Source organism: Alkalihalobacillus sp. AL-G, assembly GCF_030643805.1.
Lineage (GTDB): Bacteria > Bacillota > Bacilli > Bacillales > Fictibacillaceae > Pseudalkalibacillus.
This window is the reverse complement of the sequence record NZ_CP094656.1, coordinates 1,729,359-1,748,951: the sequence shown is the minus strand read 5'-3', so window position 1 is coordinate 1,748,951 and position 19,593 is coordinate 1,729,359. Positions and strand designations below refer to the sequence as shown.

Annotated in this window: 18 protein-coding genes; 5 read left to right on the top strand and 13 right to left on the bottom strand. The window is 39.8% G+C overall.

Annotation, left to right across the window (positions count from 1 at the left end; all coding sequences use genetic code 11):
- Window positions 1–104 precede the first annotated feature (104 nt).
- The gene (locus MOJ78_RS09010; RefSeq protein WP_304980852.1) at window positions 105–755 is read right to left on the bottom strand and encodes a YkyA family protein; all 651 of its coding nucleotides are present in this window, start codon (window positions 753–755) and stop codon (window positions 105–107) included.
- Window positions 756–983: 228 nt separating this feature from the next.
- On the opposite strand from MOJ78_RS09010, the gene def reads away from it, so the two are divergent.
- Window positions 984–1,535, top strand: coding sequence for a peptide deformylase (def, locus tag MOJ78_RS09005; protein ID WP_304980851.1), 552 nt, complete (start codon window positions 984–986; stop codon window positions 1,533–1,535).
- Window positions 1,536–1,732: 197 nt separating this feature from the next.
- Here def and MOJ78_RS09000 read toward each other — a convergent pair whose 3' ends face one another.
- Window positions 1,733–2,512 (bottom strand): Cof-type HAD-IIB family hydrolase, encoded by a 780-nt coding sequence (locus tag MOJ78_RS09000; RefSeq protein WP_304980850.1) that lies wholly within the window; start codon window positions 2,510–2,512, stop codon window positions 1,733–1,735.
- A gap of 86 nt (window positions 2,513–2,598) precedes the next feature.
- Window positions 2,599–3,507, bottom strand: coding sequence for a DMT family transporter (locus MOJ78_RS08995; RefSeq protein ID WP_304980849.1), 909 nt, complete (start codon window positions 3,505–3,507; stop codon window positions 2,599–2,601).
- A gap of 429 nt (window positions 3,508–3,936) precedes the next feature.
- Between MOJ78_RS08995 and MOJ78_RS08990 the strand changes: the two genes are divergently transcribed.
- Window positions 3,937–4,146: a DNA-dependent RNA polymerase subunit epsilon gene (locus tag MOJ78_RS08990; RefSeq protein ID WP_304980848.1), complete on the top strand. Its 210-nt coding sequence runs from the start codon at window positions 3,937–3,939 to the stop codon at window positions 4,144–4,146.
- A 3-nt stretch (window positions 4,147–4,149) separates the two neighbouring features.
- Window positions 4,150–5,817 carry a ribonuclease J1 gene (gene rnjA, locus MOJ78_RS08985; RefSeq protein WP_304980847.1) on the top strand — a complete coding sequence of 556 codons (1,668 nt, stop codon included), beginning with the start codon at window positions 4,150–4,152 and terminating at the stop codon, window positions 5,815–5,817.
- Between the two features lie 1,023 nt (window positions 5,818–6,840).
- On the opposite strand, the gene MOJ78_RS08980 is transcribed toward rnjA, so the two are convergent.
- From MOJ78_RS08980 to MOJ78_RS08955, 6 genes are all read right to left on the bottom strand, one after another.
- Complete coding sequence (locus MOJ78_RS08980) at window positions 6,841–7,503, bottom strand: potassium channel family protein (RefSeq protein ID WP_304980846.1); 663 nt, start codon at window positions 7,501–7,503, stop codon at window positions 6,841–6,843.
- Window positions 7,504–7,562: 59 nt separating this feature from the next.
- Window positions 7,563–8,582 (bottom strand): cytochrome d ubiquinol oxidase subunit II, encoded by a 1,020-nt coding sequence (locus MOJ78_RS08975; protein WP_304980845.1) that lies wholly within the window; start codon window positions 8,580–8,582, stop codon window positions 7,563–7,565.
- Window positions 8,583–8,593: 11 nt separating this feature from the next.
- Window positions 8,594–9,925, bottom strand: a complete 1,332-nt coding sequence (locus tag MOJ78_RS08970; protein ID WP_304980844.1) for a cytochrome ubiquinol oxidase subunit I — start codon at window positions 9,923–9,925, stop codon at window positions 8,594–8,596.
- 411 nt (window positions 9,926–10,336) lie between these two features.
- Window positions 10,337–12,139 carry an ABC transporter ATP-binding protein gene (locus MOJ78_RS08965; protein ID WP_304980843.1) on the bottom strand — a complete coding sequence of 601 codons (1,803 nt, stop codon included), beginning with the start codon at window positions 12,137–12,139 and terminating at the stop codon, window positions 10,337–10,339.
- A 13-nt stretch (window positions 12,140–12,152) separates the two neighbouring features.
- On the bottom strand, window positions 12,153–13,907 hold the full coding sequence (locus MOJ78_RS08960) for an ABC transporter ATP-binding protein (protein ID WP_304980842.1): 1,755 nt from the start codon (window positions 13,905–13,907) through the stop codon (window positions 12,153–12,155).
- 307 nt (window positions 13,908–14,214) lie between these two features.
- Window positions 14,215–14,763: a peroxiredoxin gene (locus tag MOJ78_RS08955; RefSeq protein WP_304980841.1), complete on the bottom strand. Its 549-nt coding sequence runs from the start codon at window positions 14,761–14,763 to the stop codon at window positions 14,215–14,217.
- A 274-nt stretch (window positions 14,764–15,037) separates the two neighbouring features.
- On the opposite strand from MOJ78_RS08955, the gene MOJ78_RS08950 reads away from it, so the two are divergent.
- Together MOJ78_RS08950 and MOJ78_RS08945 are read left to right on the top strand one after the other, a co-directional pair.
- Window positions 15,038–15,877, top strand: a complete 840-nt coding sequence (locus MOJ78_RS08950) for a mechanosensitive ion channel family protein (protein WP_304980840.1) — start codon at window positions 15,038–15,040, stop codon at window positions 15,875–15,877.
- A gap of 72 nt (window positions 15,878–15,949) precedes the next feature.
- Entirely contained in the window at window positions 15,950–16,147 is a 198-nt protein-coding gene (locus MOJ78_RS08945) for a ChaB family protein (protein WP_304980839.1), read from the top strand.
- 69 nt (window positions 16,148–16,216) lie between these two features.
- On the opposite strand, the gene MOJ78_RS08940 is transcribed toward MOJ78_RS08945, so the two are convergent.
- The 4 genes from MOJ78_RS08940 to MOJ78_RS08925 form a co-directional block, all read right to left on the bottom strand.
- On the bottom strand, window positions 16,217–16,462 hold the full coding sequence (locus MOJ78_RS08940; RefSeq protein ID WP_304980838.1) for a YkuS family protein: 246 nt from the start codon (window positions 16,460–16,462) through the stop codon (window positions 16,217–16,219).
- A 103-nt stretch (window positions 16,463–16,565) separates the two neighbouring features.
- Window positions 16,566–17,693: an N-acetyldiaminopimelate deacetylase gene (locus tag MOJ78_RS08935; RefSeq protein ID WP_304981216.1), complete on the bottom strand. Its 1,128-nt coding sequence runs from the start codon at window positions 17,691–17,693 to the stop codon at window positions 16,566–16,568.
- Between the two features lie 147 nt (window positions 17,694–17,840).
- Window positions 17,841–18,560, bottom strand: a complete 720-nt coding sequence (gene dapD / locus MOJ78_RS08930) for a 2,3,4,5-tetrahydropyridine-2,6-dicarboxylate N-acetyltransferase (RefSeq protein WP_304980837.1) — start codon at window positions 18,558–18,560, stop codon at window positions 17,841–17,843.
- A 103-nt stretch (window positions 18,561–18,663) separates the two neighbouring features.
- A complete protein-coding gene (locus MOJ78_RS08925) occupies window positions 18,664–19,539 on the bottom strand; it encodes a transcriptional regulator CcpC (protein WP_304980836.1) in 876 nt (291 codons plus the stop codon).
- Window positions 19,540–19,593: the final 54 nt, after the last annotated feature.

Below are 19,593 nucleotides of genomic sequence, written 5' to 3'. Positions count from 1 at the left end.
AGTTTATACAATCTCATCCTCTGTATTAGTATAGATGATTATACTGTATTAACGTAAAAAAAAAAGATTCGACCCCAAAAGAGTCGAATCTTACTCATTTCTAATTATTTTGTTGTAAAACCAGCCTCTTTATAAAACGATTGTTTTTGGTCATTATATCGATCAGTCAATTCATTAAACTTTTCTTGTTCATCAAACACACGTTCATACTGTTGGTTCAACTGATCAATATAGCTTTTTAGTTTATCGAGAGTCAGGTCTTCCTTTTTAAGCATCTCGTACAGTCCCTGATCCATTTCCAACGCTTTTCCATATGCATTATGAAGTTCATTATATTGGTCATACCGATTATTCATCGTTGTAACTAGCTCATCAGCTTTGTCTTTTATTTCTTTCACTTCTAGTTCTTTAACCAGTGGTTCAATCGATATGAATTCCTCATATGCACTATGTATACTGTCCTTCTCTTTTTCCAGTAACTCCGCTCTGGATTGCGCAAGCTCAGCTGCTTTATCAGAAAGAGTTTTTATTTTATCCAACTCTTTCATACTCAATTTTAATATTTCCGAAAAAATCTTTTGCTCTTCTGTTTCTGCCTTTACGAGCGGTTCTTGAACCTCTGCAAATCCCGCCTCTAATGAAACCGTTTTTTCAAGATGTTCATAAATCTTTTCTTCTGCAGACGGCCCAAATGAGCAACCTGATAACAAAAGAATGAAAATGACCAACACGAATGCGATTTTCTTGATGAACAACACAGCTCCCCCTAACTGAATTCTCTCTCTTTTTTATGATAAACGTTTGGATTAACTCATACAAGACAAATCACAGTGTACAAGCGGATATAAGTAAAATATGTACGTCACTATACATTTAGAACATTCAATACATAATATTTTAACGGTTGAGAAAAAGTTGTGTTAAAATAATCACAATCGTAAAAATGTTCGTTTATACTGAATTAATGAAAGAGGAGTGAAGTCATGATCACAATGAAGGATATTATAAAAGAAGGGGATCCGGTCCTTCGTAAGAGAGCAGAGGAAGTTACTCTCCCTCCAAAAGAAAAAGATCTCAATACATTGAAGGAAATGCATGAATTTCTTGTTAATAGTCAAGATCCTGATATGAGTGTAAAATACAATCTTAGACCAGGAATTGGACTTGCAGCACCGCAAATCGGTCTGTCCAAGCGAATGATCGCCGTTTTGATTGAGGATGAGAATGAAAAATTATATAGCTATGCCTTATTTAACCCCCGAATTGTAAGCCATTCCGTTCAACTTGCTTACCTCGAATCGGGAGAAGGTTGTTTGTCCGTTGACCGTGATGTCCCTGGATTTGTGCCACGCTATGCAAAAATCAAAGTAAAGGCAATCGATATTGATGGTAACGAAATCGAGCTTCGCCTCAAAGGTTTACCCGCAATCGTGTTCCAGCATGAAATTGATCACCTAAATGGAATTATGTTTTATGATCACTTTGATAAAGAAGATCCATTTAATCGACCAGACGGAATCTCAATAGGAAGGTAATTAATAAAAGCGGAAATGACCTGCTTAGGTGTGACAAGCGTTGGAAATTCTGGAGTGCATCACGCTTTTTGTGTTTGTGGAAGAAGCCACCTCAAGCACCTTGGCGTGAAGCAAGACCATACATTAATGCTTCAAAAAAACATACGCTTAAAACTGAAAGACTGATCCAACATTAGGAGCAGTCTTTTTTGCGTTATTCAGGTGATCAGGTCAAGTTTCTTTAAACCGTATCTAATTCCATCATCATCAACAGCTTTTGTTACAAAGTCTGCCGAGCGTTTTGCCTCTTCTTTTCCATTTCCCATCGCAACACCCGTACCAGCGAATTCGAGCATTTCTAAATCGTTTAATCCGTCCCCGAATGCAACAACATCCTCTTTAAGGTATCCAAGATGATCAATCATTTTTTGAATTCCGATTGCTTTAGAACCATACTTCGGAAGGACATCCATTGAGTAACGGTGCCAACGGATAAAGTCAAAATCATTGTACGTGCTTCTGTATGCGAGCTCTTTTTCGCCTTTTTCACAATATAACAATGCTTGGTAAATCGGCCTTCTTTTATAAAATTCAGGATCATGTAGTGGGTATGAAAGCTTTAGATCGTCCATTGATTTGGTTACATGCGGATGACGATCATGGGTGGTGCGCCCTTCATCCTCATTTAAAAACACCATCGGATGATCCCCATCTTTTGATTGTGAAACAAGGCGTTCCAATACTTCGAGATCAATTGGATTTTCATAAATACGCTCATTTTGACAAGAAACAAATTGGCCATTGAAGCTGATAAAACTATCTATCCCTAAGTCCATCAACAACGGTTTAAACATGAACGGTGCTCGACCTGTTGCAATAACAATCGGTATTTTGCGTTCTTTTAATTCCTGAATAGCTTTCCTTGCCCCTATGGGCAAACGCTTATTTTGATCCAACAAAGTACCATCTATATCAAAAAATACAATCTTGTGTGCCATACAATACCCCTTTTTCACTTATTGTTTCATGTTGCCTTCAATAATAATTTCCTTTTCATGAGGCAATAATACACGCTATGATACGGCTAACGACCGGTTACTTCTGAGACATTTTGAGTTTGTTGTCTCATTGTTTTCCTCGTTGACAAATAAACACCCAGGAAAATAAGAACCAAACCATATAAGGCATATGGAGGAATATACTCGTCTAAAAGGAAGTGCCCCCAAAGCATTGCAGTAATCGGAACGAGATAAGTAACAAAGGTAGCAAATTCCGCACTTCCCTTTTGAATCATGTAATAAAAAAGTAAATATGCAAGTCCGGAACCGAACACCCCAAGTCCTATAAATGCTGCGATCGAAACAGGTTCTGTCACTGCTTCAATAGTAATGACCTCTCCTGTAAGCAGCATCACGCTCAGACTCCCGAAGGCACCGATTAACAGCGTAAATAATGAAATGATCATTACACTAAGCCCCTGCAGGTTTCGTTTTGTATATTGCGAGCTGAATCCATAGCATAGTGTTGCCGCAATCATCGTGCCCATCCCAACAAGGTCTTCTTTAAAGAACTGATTGATATCAAGATTGATCAATATCAATATCCCGATAAAACCGATCAGAACACCGAACCATTGCTTATATTTTAAATGAATCGAAAAGAAAATTACACCGATTACACTCGTCCAAATAGGAGTCGTTGCATTCACGATTGAAGCGAGGCTGCTCGAAATTTTCGTTTCACTGATTGCAATCAGCCCCCATGGAATCATTGCATTAAATAAACCGACAACCAGTAATGTCTTCCACGGAAGTCCCTTAGGAAAGATTTTTTTACGTTGTATCAACATTATTCCAATCAGCGTAAGTGCACCGAATGTACAACGGATAAAAACGATTCCCCATGCTCCGATATCTTCGACAAGTACTTTTATAAATAAAAAAGACATTCCCCAGATCAAGCTTAACGTTATTAACGAAGCATATAGTTTCATTGCTGCACACCTTCTCCTGCCAGTATATGTACTTTCAGATCACCTGATTTAATTAATCATGAACATGTTCCACTTATTACCTTGCAACCTAACGCCGCAAATTTTCCATACTAAGTATAACATCAAGACATCGATTTTGGCGTGAGAAAGGATGGTGTGCAAAATGAGAAGGCTGAAGAAACGCATTTTGAAGAAGTGGAAGGATCTAATGGGAGTTAAACAACCATCAACAACCGTCCGCTATGTTCAATAAATTTGTTTTACAAGCATAATTTTGGTATCTTATGTATTCAGATACCTTTCCTTTTACATACATGTATTTTCTCCTTCAAACTCTGAAGTTTAGGAAAAAAACATGAAAAACTGCAAGAATTCATTTATAATAATACGAAGATGAAATTATTCGAAAACGGTAAGGGGAGTTACAGTATGATTTTTAAAGTTTTTTATCAGGAGAGCCTGCAAGAGGTACCTGTTCGTGAAGAAACAAAGAGCCTTTATTTTGAAGCAGACTCTGTCCAAGCAGTTCGTTCTGCACTAGCTGGCCGAAATTATAATATTGAGTTCATACAACAAATTTCAGGAAGTCACTTGAAGTATGAACAACAATTTGAAGACTTTGAATTGGAGACAAGATAACAAATGAAATTTGTAAAAAATCATCAGACCGCTGTTTTTGCATTAGGTGGATTAGACGAGATTGGAAAAAACACATACGGTGTTCAATTTCAGGATGAAATCATCTTAATTGACGCAGGTATCAAATTCCCTGAGGATGAACTTCTCGGTATCGATTATGTCATTCCAGATTACACATACTTGGTCAAAAATGTAGACAAAATCAAAGGGTTATTCATTACCCACGGGCACGAAGACCACATCGGAGGAATTCCGTACCTTCTTCGTCAACTTAATATACCAATTTACGGTGGGAAACTTGCAATCGGCCTTCTTAAGAACAAACTTGAAGAGCACGGATTATTGCGTAAAACAAAATTGTATGAGATTCAGGAAGATGATGTGATCAAGTTTAGAAAAACGTCTATCACGTTTTTCAGAACGACCCACTCGATTCCGGATGCATTCGGGGTTGTTGTAAAAACACCACCAGGAAACATTGTCCATACAGGGGATTTTAAATTCGATTTCACACCAGTCGGCGAGCCGGCAAACTTAACTAAAATGGCACAGATTGGGCAAGAAGGTGTACTGTGCTTACTATCTGACAGTACCAATAGTGAAGTGCCTGGCTTTACCATGTCTGAAAGACGTGTCGGGGAAAGCATTCAAGACATTTTCCGAAAAGTGGATGGCCGTGTCATCTTTGCAACCTTCGCATCAAATATTCATCGACTTCAGCAGGTTGTTGAAGCCGCTATAGAAAATGACCGGAAGATTGCTGTGTTCGGAAGAAGTATGGATTCAAACATTACCATCGGACAAGAGCTTGGGTATATTCGCGCTCCTAAGGATGCTTTTATTGAGTCGAATCAGATTAATCGCATTCCCGATAATGAAGTAGCGATTTTATGTACAGGAAGTCAAGGCGAACCGATGGCTGCTTTATCTAGAATTGCGAACGGTACACATCGTCAAATCCAAATCATTCCTGGAGATACAGTCGTATTCTCGTCTTCACCGATTCCTGGGAATACACTAAGCGTCAGTAAAATCATCAATCAACTCCACCGAGCAGGTGCAAACGTAATTGCAGGCTCGTTGAATGATATTCATACGTCTGGACACGGCGGCCAACAAGAACAAAAGTTAATGCTTCGATTAATGAAGCCTAAGTATTTCATGCCGATCCATGGTGAATATCGAATGTTGAAAATGCACACACAGCTAGCAACGGATTGTGATGTTGACGAAAATAATTGTTTTATTATGGATAATGGTGAAGTACTTGCTTTGAGTGAGGGAGAAGCATCCATTGCTGGAAAGATCCCATCCGGGTCAGTATATGTAGATGGAAATGGTATTGGTGACATCGGCAATATCGTTCTTCGCGACAGAAAAATCCTTTCTGAGGAAGGTTTGGTTGTCGTAGTCGTTAGTATCAATATGAAAGAATTCAGAATCGTATCAGGTCCTGACATCATTTCAAGAGGCTTCGTGTACATGAGAGAATCTGAAGATCTGATCAACGACGCTCAAGGGATTCTTGCTAAACATTTAAATGCAATGATGGAAAGAAGAACGACACAATGGTCCGAAATCAAAAATGAAATTACGGACGTTCTAGCTCCGTTCTTGTATGAAAAAACAAAACGCCGTCCTATGATCTTACCAATCATAATGGAAACGTGAAAATCATTATAAAAGCTGTCGAGAAATACTCGGCAGCTTTTTTTCGTTAGTTTGAAGTGGATCGGTATCGTATACTGGTTATTAGAAAATAGCTGACATCACCGCTTATTCGGGTGTGTTTTTTACAATAATTAGGGGAATGCGCATTGATTAGCACTTATTCGGGTATGGTTCTTACAGTAATTAGGAGAGAGCGCGCAGATTAGCACTTATTCGGACATGGTTCTTACAGTAATTAGGAGATTGCGCGCTGATCAGCACTTATTCGGACATGGTTCTTACAGTAATTAGGGGATTGTGCGCTGATTAGCACTTATTCGGACATGGTTCTTACAGTAATTAGGGGATCGTGCGCTGATTAGCACTTATTCGGACATGGTTCTTACAGTAATTAGGGGATCGTGCGCTGATTAGCACTTATTCGGACATGGTTCTTACAGTAATTAGGGGATCGTGCGCTGATTAGCACTTATTCGGACATGGTTCTTACAGTAATTAGGGGATCGTGCGCTGATTAGCACTTATTCGGACATGGTTCTTACAGTAATTAGGAGATTGCGCGCTGATCAGCACTTATTCGGACATGGTTCTTACAGTAATTAGGGGATTGTGCGCTGATTAGCACTTATTCGGGTATGTTTCTTACAGTAATTAGGAGAGAGCGCGCAGATTAGCACTTATTCGGACATGGTTCTTACAGTAATTAGGAGATTGCGCGCTGATCAGCACTTATTCGGACATAGTTCTTACAGTAATTAGGGGATTGTGCGCTGATTAGCACTTATTCGGACATGGTTCTTACAGTAATTAGGGGATCGTGCGCTGATTAGCACTTATTCGGACATGGTTCTTACAGTAATTAGGGGATCGTGCGCTGATTAGCACTTATTCGAACATGGATTTTACATTTATCAGGAGTATGCACCATCGATTAGCGTTTATAAGGGGAATTTTATAGCATAATATCTTTATTAAGTGTAAAAGGGATGACTCAACTGAGTCATCCCCTCTCCATATTTTCAATTAATCCATCAGCAGATGCTTTTCAAGTCGGCTGATATCATTATCTGCACCAATCACAATCAAAATATCTTCTTCAATAATCGTATATGTCGCTTGTGGGGAAACTTCAATCTCATCACCACGTTTGATCGCTACAACGTTACACCCATAATTCGCACGAATATCCAACTCGATCAATGTTTTATCATGCATCTTTTCACTCGCTATTAATTCAACGATACTATGCTCATCAGAAAGCTCAAGGTAATCAAGAACATTGTTGGACATGATGTTATGAGCAATCCTTTGTCCCATATCTCGCTCAGGATGCACGATCCGGTCCGCTCCAATTTTACGTAATACTTTTTCATGATAGTCGTTTTGAGCCTTCACTGTTATGTGTTCAACATCCAGCTCTTTTAAGATCAATGTTGTTAGAATGCTCGCTTGAAGGTTGTCACCGATTGCAACGATTACGTGGTCAAAATTTCGGATGCCAAGGCTTTTCAACACATTTTCATCGGTTGAATCCGCGATTACGGCATGAGTGGCAATTGAAGAGTATTCATTAACACGATCTTCATCATTGTCGATTGCCAGAACTTCCATATCATTATTGCTCAAGGACCGACAAATGCTACCGCCGAATCGACCCAATCCAATAACAGCAAACTGTTTCTTCATGTTATTCCTCCAATAGCCCTAAATGTTTATTATCCACAATATTGTACCATATCTTCCTCTTACTTTGGCCGATCCCCTTGGACATAATTTGCATCAAACAAGAACATTCTCATAATCAGGTACAAGGAAGGAATTAATAATAACAGTCCTGCTATAAACGCAATAACTAGAGCAATTCCCATTGTTTCATTCGTAAATCCAGCATCCAGTGTAATGTACGGGTACAAGATATACGGCAGATGAGATACCCCATATCCGAAAAAGGCAAACAGAAACTGTAGCATTACAAACAGAAAAGCTGTCCCATAGTTCTTTTTCCGATAAACAAGCCAAACTGCAATCAGGAAACAAAAGAGCGAAAGCATAAACAAATAAGAATAGTCCAGCATATTTTGGAAGTGTTCTGGGTTATGGTCATTAAGTGAAGCAAACACAAGAAAGCTCGCAAGGATCGTCGGCGGACTCCAGAACAGGGCGTACTTCCGTAAAAGCTCTAAAGCCTGTATGTCCTTAGCTTTACTTGCATAAAAGGTGAGAAACATGGCACTTATATATAACACACTAACAATCGCAAGGAAAACAACTGACCACGAGTAGAAGCTTGTGAATAATTCTTTTACTAGAAAAACGACAGTTCCTCCCTTTTCAACCATAAAGCCGCCTTCTGAAATCGTTAAAGCTGTCGATAACGAAGCAGGGATCAATAACCCTGTCGCTCCGTATAAAAATGTGTACAGATTACTCTCCTTCGCTCCGTAATTTCCGAATGCATAAAACGAACCCCTGATTGCCAATAATACGAGCCCAATGCTTCCAGGTACGAGTAATGCTGTTCCAAAGTAATACGCTGTACTTGGGAAAAAGCCGACTAAACCGACAAAAAAGAATACGAAAAATACATTGGTAACTTCCCAGACAGGTGAAAGGTATCTACTGATTATGTTATTGATGACGTCGTCGCGTTTTGTCACTTTTCCATAGTAGGCAAAGAATCCAGCACCAAAATCAATCGACGCTACAATCAAATACCCATAAAGAAAGATCCATAACACTGTTATACCAAGAAGTTGTATTTCCAAAGCCATCCCTCCTATCCTTGTTTCATTTGCTCAAATTCTGTTTCTGCAGGATACTTTCTGAACATTTTTAGTAGTACAGTGGTGCATATCGTTCCAAGTACAGCATATAACGCAGCAAACAGGATAAACATCGCCCCGACGTGTTCACTTGTCGTTGCGCCGTCTGCTGTTTTCATGACATGCCACAAGATCCACGGCTGACGACCTATTTCAGAAAAAATCCATCCTGCTTCAATCGCAAGCACCGCTAATGGACCTGATGCAACAACCGCCCAAAGCAGAGGCTTCCAGTAGGCGTTACCCCTTCGCCATTTTACTAAAAGTAGATAAAGTCCAGAAAGGACTACTAGAAACATTCCGATCCCTACCATCAGATCGAACAGATAGTGAATGAACAATGGTGCAGTTTCATCTTCAGGAAATTCCTCTAACCCAATCACTTCAGAGTTCAAGTCACCATGAGCAAGATAGCTGAGACCGTTCGGAATTCGCAGTGCATATTCTATCTCCCCTTCCTCGGATAAAATACCCCCAACGATTAAATCCGCCCCTCTTTCCGTCTCAAAATGCCATTCTGCCGCAGCTAGTTTTTCAGGCTGGTACTCTGCAAGGTACTTCCCTGAGAAGTCTCCTATAATTGCAGTAGCCACCGCAAATACAAATCCGGTTAACATGGTGAAATGGAGTGCTTTTTTATAGTAATCACTCTTACCTTTTCGTAAAATCAAAAACGCGGTAATTGCAGCTAATACAAACGCCGCTGTCATGTATGCCGTTGAAATGACATGAGATGCTTTTGTTGGAGTCGCCGGATTGAACATCGCAATGAGCGGTTGAATATCAACAAGTTCTCCATTTTTGAGTTCAAACCCTCTTGGAGCGTTCATAAATGCATTTACGGTCGTGATAAAAAAAGCAGAAGCAGTAGATCCGATCACAACTGGAACAGATAAGAGCCAGTGGTAATATGGATTTTTAAACCGGTCCCACGTATACAAATAAATTCCTAGAAAAATAGCCTCGAAAAAAAATGCGAATGTTTCCAGAAACAACGGTAATCCGATCACCTGACCTGCGACTTCCATAAAGCTAGGCCACAACAAGGATAACTGTAGTCCTATACATGTCCCTGTGACCACTCCTACAGCAACCGTAACGACAAAACCTCTCGTCCAACGTCGGGCAAGGAGTCGGTAATGATCATCATTTCGTCTTATCCCTATCCATTCAGCACCACTGATGAGTAATGGTACACCTACGCCTAGAGTGGCAAAAATGATATGAAACGCAAGTGTCATAGCCGTTAGCAATCGACTGAGCATTACTGTATCCAGTTCCGGCATTACAACTCCCCCTATTTTCGATTCAATGATTTTTTAAATAAAACTTCGTTAAGTTCGTCTTATAGTCTTTACCCATATTGTATCCTTTCACAAACGGTTACATCATTTAAGATGTTACAAATTTGTAGTAGAGTGTTGAAAACTTTGTGACAAATTTCACATACTTAAGAACTACACCATTGTAACAGTGATCATTGTGTTTGTGAAGTATTGAACATGTTGTTTTAAAAAGATTCGTAACTGTGTGTAGATTTTCCCTCCACTCCAGTTGCTCTCAAGTTTAGTAGCACGTATTCGAGGGAGTATTGGAGTATTAGCCGGATAAAAATGAGAGATTGTGAACGACATTGTATTCCAGCAGATAAATCATACTTCCCTACGTACGAAAAAAAAGCTGCACTAGGCAGCTTTTTACATCGCATCCAGCATTTTGAACTGAGAGACGATTAAATCATAATATTCCCCTTTTTGGTTCATTAACGACTCATGATTACCTTGTTCAAGCAAGTTTCCATGATCGAGCACGAAAATGTTATCTGAATCACGGATTGTAGAAAGTCGATGGGCAATGATAATCGCGGTTCGACCATTTAGAAGGGTCTTCAGAGCATGTTGGATTTTAATCTCCGTTTCTGTATCAATGCTTGCTGTCGCCTCATCAAGGATTAAAATTCTAGGGTCTGCAAGCAAAGCCCGAGCAAACGATAGTAGCTGGCGTTCCCCTACGGATAATACATTACCTCTTTCTTCAACCTCAGTTTTATATTGATTTTCAAGTTTTTCGATAAATGTATTTGCGCCTACTGCTTCAGCTGCACGGATTACTTCTTCATCTGTTGCATCAGGACGGCCGAATCGGATATTTTCCATAATCGTCCCAGAGAATATAAACGTATCCTGGAGAACAACACTTACCTTTTGACGAAGACTATCAAGCTTCACATCTCTTAAATCTACACCATCAATCTTAACCTGACCTGCAGTAGGGTCATAAAATCGACTGATCAAATTGGCGATCGTTGTCTTACCGGACCCTGTGTGGCCTACAAGCGCAATCGTCTCTCCTGCCTCAATCGTGAGGTTAATTCCATTCAGAGCTTTACGATTAGTATCATATGAAAATTCAACATTTTCAAATTCGATTTTTCCATCGATTTCTTCGAATGTAAGTGCATTTTTACGTTCTGAAACATTTGGCTTTTCATCGAGAAACTCGAAGATTCGCTCACTTGAGGCCATCGCAACAAGAAGCTGGTTATAAACCTGACCCATCCGAGAAATCGGTTCCCAAAACATACCAAGATAAAATGCAAATGTAACAAACACACCATAGTCCATTCCGTTTTGTATCAGATAAACCCCGTACCAAATTAGAATGGCAGTTCCAATCGCATTGGACATTTCAACAAAAGGCCGGAAAACAGCACTTTTTTTGGTTGCATCTCTCCAGCTTTCAAACGTTTCACCATTAACCCCTTCAAAAAAAACCATGTTTTCTTGTTCTTGTGTATATGATTGGGTAACACGAACGCCCTGTATGCTTTCATTTAAATGAGAGTTCAGCTTAGCTTGTTTGATCCGAACCATTTGCCAAGATCGACGAATCTTTTGACGCAATTTGGTAGAAATGAAAAACATAAGCGGTAAAATGATCATGATCGCTAATGTAAGCTCTGGACTAAGAACAAACATGATGACAATGATTCCCGCTAGTAATATGAAGTCCATCAATAAATTAATGACCCCATTTGTAAATAGCTCCTGTAGGGAGTTTACGTCATTGATTATTCGTACCAATATCGACCCTGCGGAACGCTGATCAAAAAACCGGTGCGATAGCCGTTGAATATGCTTAAACAGCCCTTGTCTGATGTCGTAAATAATATATTGACCGAGTTGATTCGTCCACTTGATCCGAAACGTGTTGGCAATCCATGAGAAAATGTATAGACCGGCAATCCCAAAAATCAATTGAATGAGTAAACCTTCGTCTCGATCTTTAATGGCATGGTCAAACAACAGCACCCCAATGAAAATAGGGACGATAAGCCTGACTGCTGTCGATATTAACATTGTAATGATCGCCTTCGGTAGTAAATTATTCTTATAAGGTTTTATATAGGAAAATAAACGGAGCATTTGTTGCCAGTTGAACTGTTTTTCAATAGCCTGGTCCTGCGAATAATGAAACCGATGTTTTGTCTTCTGACTCATCCTGTCACCTCACTCATCCAGTTTGTCTTTGCTTAATCTTTTTTTTATCCTGATACTGAATATCGTACACTCTTCGATACATTCCCTCGCCTTTGATCAACTCTTCATGAGTACCACGCTGTGCAATTTCCCCGTCTTCAAGGACAAGGATTTCATCCGCGTGTTTCAGTGATGAAATACGGTGGGCAATAATAAACGTCGTTCGCCCCTTCATAACTTCCTGGAATGCTTTTTGAATCTTGAATTCGGTTTCCATATCGACCGCACTCGTAGCATCATCAAGAATCAGAATACTCGGATCGGTTAAAATGGCCCGTGCGATTGCAATTCTTTGTTTTTGACCGCCTGATAGACCCATTCCGCGCTCACCTAGAACCGTGTCATAGCCATCTGGAAGCTCCATGATGAACTCGTGTGCCTGTGCACGCTTGGCTGCTTCTTCTATTCTATCAAACTCAATATCCGCATCCCCATAAGCGATGTTGTCCCGAATCGTCGAAGAAAACAGGAACGTTTCTTGAAGCACAACACCAATATTCTTTCGAAGGGATTTTAACGTATAATCCTGAATATTTCTTCCGTCAATTAAGATCGTGCCATCGATTGGTTCATAAAATCTAGAGATAAGCTGAGTGATTGTCGTTTTACCTGCACCAGTTGCACCAAGAAGTCCGATTGTGGTTCCTTTCGTTGCATCAAAGGTTACATTTTTTAGTGCATACTCCTCTTCACTAGCATATTTATGGGTAACATTATCAAACTTCACATGCCCCTCTAAACGATCTATGTCAATCGCGTCATCAATGTCCTGAACATCTTCCGGCTCATCGAGTATCTCAAGTAACCGTTCACCTGATGCCTTTGATTGAGAAAACGTATTGATAACAAATCCAAGGTTCATAATCGGCCAAATAATGTACCATACAAGGCTGAAGAACGCGACTAACTCCCCAGGATTCAATTTATCATCTAGAACTAAAAAGCCTCCATATGAAAGCAAGAAAACAACACAGAGATTTCCGATCAACTCCATTAAAGGAAAATACTTTGCCCATATATCGGATGTGTTCAAATAGTTATCTCGGTAATCTTTGTTATTATCTACAAACTTACCAATCTCAAAATCTTCTCTCGAAAGTGACTTGATTGTATTAATACCACTCACATTTTCCTGAACCTTCGTGTTTAATCGTCCCATTGATTTCCGAATCCCTCTAAACGCAGGGTGAACTCTTTTATCAAAGCGGTATACTGCAACCGCTAGGAATGGCAGCATGCCGAGTGTGACAAACGCTAATGGAACTGAGTAGTAAAACATTACCCCAAGACTGAATGACACAAGTAAAAGAAAATTGATCACCTGTGCAAACCCAAAGGATAAAAAGAACCGAAACCCTTCGACATCCGCTGTCAAACGTGACATCAAGTCTCCGGTTTTCGCATTATCATAGTAACGAAACGGTAAGTATTGAAGTTTTTTATATAGCTCTTCACGAAGTTTATAAACCGCTGTGACTCCGAATAAATCGCCAAGATATTGATGGAAAAAAGTTGCGGTGCCTTTGACCGTCATGACAAGAATAAAACCAATTGCGAGAAATGGAACCCAGCGATATTCTTCATTCAAAATCACTTCATCAATTGTAAATTGTAGCAATATCGGGTATATAACAGTAATACCGGAAACAAACAGCAAAGAAAAAACGGAAAAGAAAAAATAGTTACGATAAGGCCAATAAAATTGTTTCAGTCGCCTGAACGTATCCATACAAACACCTGCCTTTGCAAATTATGTAATTTAAGATTAGTTACAATATAAATAATATAACGGATTCCGAAATAAATAACCATAATTTTGATAAAATAAAATGAATATGTTTGCTAATACTATCAAAATTCTGACTAAAGAAAAAGAAAATTTGGCCCAGCCAACACTTGGTGCTGGCTGAGCCACTGCTGCTCAGATCATTATGTTTAAACCGTATTCCATAAGGTTATGCACTTACCTGGAAAAGTAGACTTTCTAATCAAAGCTTTGGACTGACTTATATGATGTAAGCCCAAAGCTTCCATCATTAAACGTTTAATGTATCTTGGCCAGGTTTCCAGTTTGCTGGGCAAAGTCCGCCGGTTTGTAGAGCTTGAAGGACACGTAATGTTTCATCTACGTCACGTCCGATATTGTTATGATTCACAACAGAGTACATGAGTTCACCTTCTGGACTGATGATGAATAATCCGCGAAGCGCAACTCCTTCTTCTTCAATTAACACACCATATTCTTCTGAAATCTTGTGGTTTGTGTCCGCTGCTAATGGGTATTTCAGTTCACCTAATCCGTTAGTATCACGAGAAGTGTTGATCCATGCTAGGTGTGTATGGATAGTGTCAGTAGAAACACCGATTACTTCTGCATCAAGATCTTCGAATTCATCGTAACGGTCGCTCATAGCTGTAATTTCTGTTGGACAAACAAAAGTGAAGTCCATTGGATAGAAGAAAAGGACCGTCCATTTTTCATTTTTCATATTTTCCTCAAGGCTTACTTTTCCAAATTCTTTGTTGGACATTACCGCATCCATTTCAAATCGCGGTGCTTGCTTTGCTACCATTCGTTCTGCCATCAGTAATTCCTCCTAGTAAAATTCCTGTGTTTTTAGTACATGCTACATTATAAAACATCTCTTAATAAGAGTCAAAGTTATATGATAATTAATTTAATGTAGCGAAAAATGATACGATTTATCCAGACAAACAAAGCGAAGTTACACTGCTTTAATTTGCCCTTTTACTATTTTAGCTGGCTCAACTCTTTTTCTCAAAAGATAGACATTGATTGCGCCTATTCATCTGTATTAGGTATAGTGGAACTAATCAAATGTGCAAGGAGCTGGATTTATGGAACAATTACTCGAACATATTGATTGGGCAGAGATTTTAAAGGACATCGGTATTATTTCAATCAAATTAATCTTAATTCTCATTGCCTTTGTAATCGTGCGAGCTGTCGGCGGGCGAATTATAAATTCCGCCTTTGATAAAGAACAAAAACGCAATCACATGTCCCCGGGAAGAACACAAACATTAAGAAGTTTAACCAAAAGCGTTTTTTCCTATGTATTAATTTTTGTATTAGTAGCGGTTATTATGGGTATTTTCAACCTAAGTGTTGCTGGACTCCTTGCCGGAGCAGGTATCGTTGGACTAGCAATCGGTTTCGGTGCACAAGGTCTCGTAAGCGATGTTGTCACAGGTTTCTTCATTCTTCTTGAAAAACAGCTTGATGTAGGTGATTATGTATCAGCAGCCGGGTTTGATGGGATTGTCGAGGACACTGGGCTTAGAACGACACATATTCGTGGGTTTGACGGAACTCTTCATTATGTTCCGAATCGTGAAATCACTGCAATCAGTAATCATACTCGTGGGAATATGCGTGCACTTGTTGATATTGGAATTTCATATGACGATAATATTGATAACGCGATCGGTGTCATCCAAAATGTTTGTGATCGTATTGCTGAAACGAACGAAAATATCGTGGACGGACCTAATGTTTTAGGTGTACAAGCTCTTGGTGCTTCGGATGTTGTCCTCCGTGTCATTGCAAAAACAAATAACGATATGCAATGGGGAGTTGAACGGGAACTAAGAAAAGGGATCAAAGAAGCATTTGATGAAAATGGAATCGAAATCCCTTACCCTCATCAAGTAAACGTAGAGAAAAAAGAAGCATAATATGGTTGTTCCTGATGAGTTTATTGGTTGAATACAACGGGTACCCTTCTTAGCAAAAGGAGGGTACTTTTTATGCCATATCATTCACTAAACGACCTGCCAGATCAAGTACAAGATAATCTACCGAAACACGGTCAGGAAATTTATAAGGAAGCTTATAATTCTGCCAGCAAACAATACGATCAGGAAAAAACGGCACACAAGGTTGCCTGGAACGCTGTTAAAGAAAAATACGAAAAAAATCAAAACGGAAATTGGGTAGAAAAATAGGGCGACCTCATCAGTCGTCCCTATTATTACCCCTATCCACTATCTATCAATTAATTACAAAAGCACCTTTTAATGTTGAAATCGTTCGTCCACCTTTTGACATATCTCCTCTGCAGATAAACCATGGGCATTGATGACCGATCCCTGTGTGGCGACATTTTGAACTCCCATCACATTTTGGTCTTGCCCAGTAATCACACAACAGTCACAGTCATTTGCATCCTGTTCCTGCTGTAATTGTTTCACATCATACCCTTTGCTCTGTAGAGCTTCCTGTACATCCGTCAACGATTGTTCAATTCCGATTCTTGGCACGCTCTTCCACCTCCTTGAGATAGTTTTAATTTAACCTCATCAGAATTGAGTTATTCTTTAACATGAAAAAAGGGGCGACCCGTATACCTTAATGGATCATCCCTTAATTTGCTTTATAATTCAAATATTCAATTAATGTGTGAGTGGCTACCTGAAGGGCATCTTCATTCGGCTCAAGCTTTGAGTGATGCAATCCATAAGGTGTATCAACTCCAAGCCAAAACATAAATCCTGGATACTCCATAAGAAAATATCCGAAATCTTCTCCAGTCATTGCTTTGTCACACGACACAAGCGAATAGTCAGGTAAATGCTTTTGAACGAATGAGGTAAATTCACTCGCTAATTCCGGATCATTATTTACTTGGAAGTAGTTTGCACCGTAATCAATTGTTGCTTTGCATTCAAATCCCGCCTCGATTCCTTTTACGAGCGATTCGATTCGTTCCTTGATGCGTACCATCGATTCAGGTGTCAACGTTCGAATTGTCCCCTCAAGTCTCGAACGTTCCGCGATGATATTTTGCTTTGTTCCGCCTTCGATTTTACCGATTGTGACTACCGCCGAATCAAGGGGGTCAACATTCCTGGAAACAATAGATTGCAATTGAGTGACAACGTGACTCGCAGCAACGACCATATCATTCGCCTCGTGTGGGAACGCAGCATGTCCACCTTTTCCCTTCAAGTCGATGAACAATTCCGACGTATTTGCAAACAGAAGCCCCTCTTTCATTGCAATCGTTCCTACTGGATATTGTGGTGCAATATGCAATGCAATCATCATATCAGGATTATGATGTCTGAATTCCTTACTATTCATCAAAGGGAATGCTCCCCCTGGTCCTTCTTCTGCCGGCTGGAAAACGAATAGCAAATTCTCTTTCGGACGGTTTGATGCAAAATTCGTTAACACACCGAGTGCAATAGTCATGTGCATATCGTGACCGCACGCGTGCATCATACCCTGGTGTTCCGATCTGAAGTCATAGCTTGTTTCTTCTTTAATCGGCAAACCATCCATATCTGCACGGTAACCAATTGTTTTTTCCGGTTGCATTCCAGACACTTTCACAATCAAGCCCGTTTCCCATTTCGTGACTTCTAAATGGTCTTGAGGCAACGAATGGATATAGTCGATTAAAAATTGCTGGGTTCTCACCTCTTGAAAACCGGGCTCAGGTATCTGATGTAATTTGCGTCTGATTTGTACTAACTCATCGAGAGTCATCATCAAAGCTCTCCCCCTTATATGGATTTAAAAAGTGTGCCATTCGTTCCCTTTTCGTGCACAAAATGCAGCTTGAGGGCACGAATAAGTGCACACATCCAATTTTTAAAAAGAAGATTTGCCATTAAGCAAATCTTCTTTTTAGCCTTAATCTTCTTTTAACTGACGAAGCTCTTGCTTAATCTCCGTCTTCCCCTTCGTTCTTTCATCAATCTGCTTGATCACTCGTGCAGGAGTTCCCGCAACTACTGAGAGAGGAGGTACATCTTCAGTAACGACAGCACCTGCTGCAACTACAGACCCTTTCCCAACGTTTACACCTTCAAGGATCACAGCATTTGCTCCAACAACTACATCATCTTCTACAACGACTGGCATTGCAGATGGTGGCTCGATTACACCCGCGAGCACCGCTCCTGCCCCGATATGACAGTTCTTACCGACTGTTGCACGGCCACCTAAGACAACGTTCATGTCGATCATCGTTCCTTCGCCGACGACAGATCCGATATTGATCATCGCCCCCATCATAATAATAGCGTTATTACCGATTTCAACCTGATCACGAATAACGGCACCGGGTTCGATTCGTGCTTGAACACCTTTTAAATCAAGAAGTGGTATAGCAGAATTACGACGATCATTTTCAACTACGTAATCCTCTATTTGTGCTTCATTAGCTTGAATCGCTACTTTTATATCTTTCCATTCACCGAACAATACACCTGTATTCTCTGTAATGAATGATTTAGTGTTTGCACCGAAATCAATTCCTTCCAGTTCACCTTTAATATGTACTTTTACTGGTGTTGATTTTTCGCTATTTTGAATAAACGAGATGATCTCGTTTGCATCCATCATTTTCATATGTCTAGCTCCTCCTTTATTAATCAATGCAATCCCGTTAATTTTATCCTATTTCAGGTCTGTTGTTAAGTGTTAGTGCTTGGTTAATACCACACATTTCTGATTAAGTTGCTTTCTTCATACTCTTTATCAAACTTAAAAAAGCATCGACTTGCTTCAACTGTTGTGAAGCTTCACTGCTGATTATCCATGTATCCCTGCTTAAAGGCACTTCTTTTTCATTTAAAATCGGAATTGTATATAAGCTCCTATCTTTTTTCGTCAGGCTGATAGAAGGTAATATTGCGTAGCCAATTCCGTTCAATGCCATCTGCTTGCACGTTTCAATTTGATCGACGACAATCGTCCGTTTCGGTGGTGCTTTGAATTTTTGAATCCACCAATCTTGAATCTCCTGATAATAAGTAGAATGACTTTTGAATTGGATAAACGGTCTAGATGTATATTGTAGATCATCGAGTGATTTGATTGTCGTATCAACCAGGTACAGGCTGTCTGAAATCAAATGTTCTTTCGGTCCTTTCCAGTCCGGGTTACCACGGATAATACCAACGTGAAAATTCTCATCGTATAATTGCCTTTGAACTTCGCTGCTCCACCCTGTAACGAGTGAAATTTTCACATTTGGGAAACGTTCCACGTATTTTTTCAACACTTTCGGCATCCAGTATTGCCCGATAATCGATGCAACAGCAAGCTTTAGTGTCCCATGCACTTCATCTCCTAGGGAAAGAACCTCATCACGTACTGATTCTTCTGTTTCTAGTGTGTTTTTTACAAAATCAATGATTTTCTCACCAGCTGGAGTCAGGGTTAGTCCTTTTTGGGAACGGATGAACAGCTTTGCGCCCCACCTCTGTTCGATTGATTGGAGACGTTGACTAAGAGCGGGCTGAGATACGAACAATCTTTCAGACGCTTTTCGCATATTCAGTTCTTCCGCTAGCACGTTTAATACTTGTAGCTCTGTAATTTGCACCCTACACACCTCTATGATAAGTAATTCTTATTAAAACGCATTCATTTTATTTAA

What these genes read in the sequence shown, in the direction of transcription:
- def (WP_304980851.1), top strand. Translation starts at nt 984, where the DNA reads ATGATCACAATGAAGGATATTATAAAAGAAGGGGATCCGGTCCTTCGT.
- MOJ78_RS09000 (WP_304980850.1), bottom strand. Translation starts at nt 2,512, where the DNA reads ATGGCACACAAGATTGTATTTTTTGATATAGATGGTACTTTGTTGGAT.
- MOJ78_RS08995 (WP_304980849.1), bottom strand. Translation starts at nt 3,507, where the DNA reads ATGAAACTATATGCTTCGTTAATAACGTTAAGCTTGATCTGGGGAATG.
- MOJ78_RS08990 (WP_304980848.1), top strand. Translation starts at nt 3,937, where the DNA reads ATGATTTTTAAAGTTTTTTATCAGGAGAGCCTGCAAGAGGTACCTGTT.
- rnjA (WP_304980847.1), top strand. Translation starts at nt 4,150, where the DNA reads ATGAAATTTGTAAAAAATCATCAGACCGCTGTTTTTGCATTAGGTGGA.
- MOJ78_RS08980 (WP_304980846.1), bottom strand. Translation starts at nt 7,503, where the DNA reads ATGAAGAAACAGTTTGCTGTTATTGGATTGGGTCGATTCGGCGGTAGC.
- MOJ78_RS08970 (WP_304980844.1), bottom strand. Translation starts at nt 9,925, where the DNA reads ATGCCGGAACTGGATACAGTAATGCTCAGTCGATTGCTAACGGCTATG.
- MOJ78_RS08965 (WP_304980843.1), bottom strand. Translation starts at nt 12,139, where the DNA reads ATGAGTCAGAAGACAAAACATCGGTTTCATTATTCGCAGGACCAGGCT.
- MOJ78_RS08960 (WP_304980842.1), bottom strand. Translation starts at nt 13,907, where the DNA reads ATGGATACGTTCAGGCGACTGAAACAATTTTATTGGCCTTATCGTAAC.
- MOJ78_RS08955 (WP_304980841.1), bottom strand. Translation starts at nt 14,763, where the DNA reads ATGGCAGAACGAATGGTAGCAAAGCAAGCACCGCGATTTGAAATGGAT.
- MOJ78_RS08950 (WP_304980840.1), top strand. Translation starts at nt 15,038, where the DNA reads ATGGAACAATTACTCGAACATATTGATTGGGCAGAGATTTTAAAGGAC.
- MOJ78_RS08945 (WP_304980839.1), top strand. Translation starts at nt 15,950, where the DNA reads ATGCCATATCATTCACTAAACGACCTGCCAGATCAAGTACAAGATAAT.
- MOJ78_RS08935 (WP_304981216.1), bottom strand. Translation starts at nt 17,693, where the DNA reads ATGACTCTCGATGAGTTAGTACAAATCAGACGCAAATTACATCAGATA.
- dapD (WP_304980837.1), bottom strand. Translation starts at nt 18,560, where the DNA reads ATGAAAATGATGGATGCAAACGAGATCATCTCGTTTATTCAAAATAGC.